This is a genomic window from Methanogenium sp. MK-MG, assembly GCF_009914725.1.
In the GTDB taxonomy this organism is placed as follows: domain Archaea; phylum Halobacteriota; class Methanomicrobia; order Methanomicrobiales; family Methanomicrobiaceae; genus Methanogenium.
In genome coordinates, this window is sequence record NZ_JAAAWJ010000137.1 from 1 (window position 1) to 2394 (window position 2394).

Genomic DNA, 2394 nt, shown 5'->3' on the forward strand with positions numbered 1-2394 from the left:
ACGGGGTTCACCCGAACAGATTAAGAATGGTTGAACCCCACGCGTGCCCGGAGGCAAAACTGTGTTGGCCTTAACATTACTTGAAAGCTTCGCCTTTTTTCCTCCTGGGATATGGAAAACGGAGGGAAATGTATGAAACTGAAAAAAGGAATGCGAGCACTTTCCGTGCTCCTAGTGAGTATGGGTGGGGTGTCGGCAAGTAATCCCGGAATATGGCATCAATTTGATTCCAATGCTGCACAGGATAAGAGTATACCGGCATCTATGAATATTGTCTGGGGTGAATAAATGCAAATCCGATCCTATCTTTTTATTTCTGTAATCATTCTTTCTTTGTTCGCTGGTATAGTGGAGGCGGAGATTCAACCGCTGACCTTTGGCCCGGATAAAGCATCAAATCCTTTCTGGTCCCCGGACGGTGACCGGATTGTCTTTCTGTCGTTTGATGCTGACTCAGGAAATACCGACATCCGGGTGATGGATGCGGACGGGTCGGAGAAAAAACAGCTGACATCCAACGCATCTGCAGATTTTTTCTTATCGAATCCATGGTCCCCAAACGGGCAAAAACTTCTCTTCATCTCCGACAGATCCGGTACATACGACCTGTGGTCAATGAACCCGGATGGAAACGGCAAAAATCAGTTGACAACCGGGGCACACATCGTTCCCTGGCTGCATGGTCCGTCGGGATACGGAGCCGTATGGAGCCCACAGGGTGATCGGATCGCATACACTTCCTGCTGGTATGAAAATGAAGATATCCGGGATATGACAACAGATGGACAGGGAAATGAATTAGGAAACGTCAACTTTTCAAAAATACGCCGGGAGGCCGATATCTGGGTGATGAACGCTGACGGCGGCGAAAAACAGAGACTTACCACATCGGGTAACGCCCGGCAGCCTGCGTGGCGACCTCACAGTGATGAAATCGCATTCCTCTTCTTCCGGTCGGAAGGGAATGAAGTCCGGATCATGCGGGATGATGGTTCGGAGAAGAGACGCATTACATATGTTGGAGAAAATGTCGGCACGTTTGACTGGTCCCCGGATGGGAGCAGTATCACATACAATGCCATCGCGTTAGCCACCAATGCGACACAATTTTCATCTGCCCTGTGGACCATAAACGCCGACGGAGACCATAAACAGCAGCTGACGTCCGGCAACATAGATTTCTCGCCGGTTTTTTCTCCTGACGGCGATGGAATTGCATTTCTCTCACAGTCCAGAGCCCCTTCATCCCTGTTTATTATGAACAGCAACGGTTCCAGTCCTGTCGGACTTGCTCCGGGATATCTGAATCTTTTTACGGTGCAGTGGTCGCCTGATGGGAAGAATCTGGCTGTAAGTGATGAAGAAGAGGTGTATGTCATTCCTCTGGAGAGTCCTGCAACAGCCGGTGGTGACCCTGTTTCCAGTCTCATTATCGCGGTAACCGGCATCGTGACAATTGGCCTTTCTTCACGAAGGCGGGAGTAGGCTGGAACGGATTAAAATCGTTTGTCTGAAAAGAAGGATTACTTCTCTAACTCACTGTTCACACCTCCCTGACAATAGTGATGCAACACGCTGTTTGCCTCAACACTTTCGCGTGGTATGACGTGTAAGCGATCGGCGCATAAACCATTAATAAAACAAAGTCAACAGTCTGGTATGCGGTATCGAAAAGATGTTGCACGGGGTTCACCTGAACCGACCAGGAACGGCTGAACCCCTCGCGTGCCCGGAGGCAAAATTGTGTTGATCTTAGCATTACCTGAAAGCTTCGCCTTTTTGCCTTCTGAAAGATGAAAGAACCTTAAGGAAGAATCCGTGCAGTCTCTGGAGACACCAATCCAGATTAAAACGGCCCTTTTGGAAAAAAAACAAAATAACTAAAGAAAGGTAAAGAAAAAATGAAAAAAATCAGTTTTAAAAAGACAGGCATTTTGCTTGTCATGATTCTTGTGGCAGGGGCAGTTCTTGCTATGCCGGTTAGTGCGGCTGAAGCTAAAGGATCGAGCTATGACTACGATATCAGCTTAAGTGTTACCGGAGCGGGTTATTGACCCGGAAAAACATTTTTTTGGAATTATTTTTATGAAAGATGAAAAAACGGATGAAATTCTAAGAGCCGCATCGCTGCCGGTAATAGTTCTTGCTTTTTTACCACTGTGGTTGGTCATTTCTTCAATTAAAATTTGGATAGAACCTGATCCAAGGCTTTTAGTTGGAGCAATGTATGCCTCGGTTATGACACTGTCATTTATTTATTTTGGTCTGCAATTGCGCAAAATCAAAGATTAATAACCTGACTTTGCCAGTTGAGAAGAAATAAATGTGTTCTTGGTGATGTTTGAATCGACAAAAATGCAGACAACACCAAGAACAGATCAGATTGAGCCCAAT

The 2394-nt window shown here is 46.4% G+C and carries 3 protein-coding genes; all 3 read left to right on the forward strand.

Going from position 1 to position 2394, the window contains the following annotated elements:
- Positions 1-348 precede the first annotated feature (348 nt).
- The 3 genes from MKMG_RS11265 (at position 349) to MKMG_RS11275 (ending at position 2292) form a co-directional block, all read left to right on the forward strand.
- Complete coding sequence (locus tag MKMG_RS11265) at positions 349-1485, forward strand: PD40 domain-containing protein (RefSeq protein WP_165078035.1); 1137 nt, start codon at positions 349-351, stop codon at positions 1483-1485.
- A gap of 416 nt (positions 1486-1901) precedes the next feature.
- Entirely contained in the window at positions 1902-2054 is a 153-nt protein-coding gene (locus tag MKMG_RS11270; protein WP_165078037.1) for a hypothetical protein, read from the forward strand.
- Between the two features lie 31 nt (positions 2055-2085).
- On the forward strand, positions 2086-2292 hold the full coding sequence (locus MKMG_RS11275) for a hypothetical protein (protein WP_165078039.1): 207 nt from the start codon (positions 2086-2088) through the stop codon (positions 2290-2292).
- The last annotated feature ends 102 nt before the right edge of the window (positions 2293-2394 follow it).

Coding starts and splice junctions, on each gene's coding strand:
- MKMG_RS11270 (WP_165078037.1), top strand. CDS start 1,902: ATGAAAAAAATCAGTTTTAAAAAGACAGGCATTTTGCTTGTCATGATT.
- MKMG_RS11275 (WP_165078039.1), top strand. CDS start 2,086: ATGAAAGATGAAAAAACGGATGAAATTCTAAGAGCCGCATCGCTGCCG.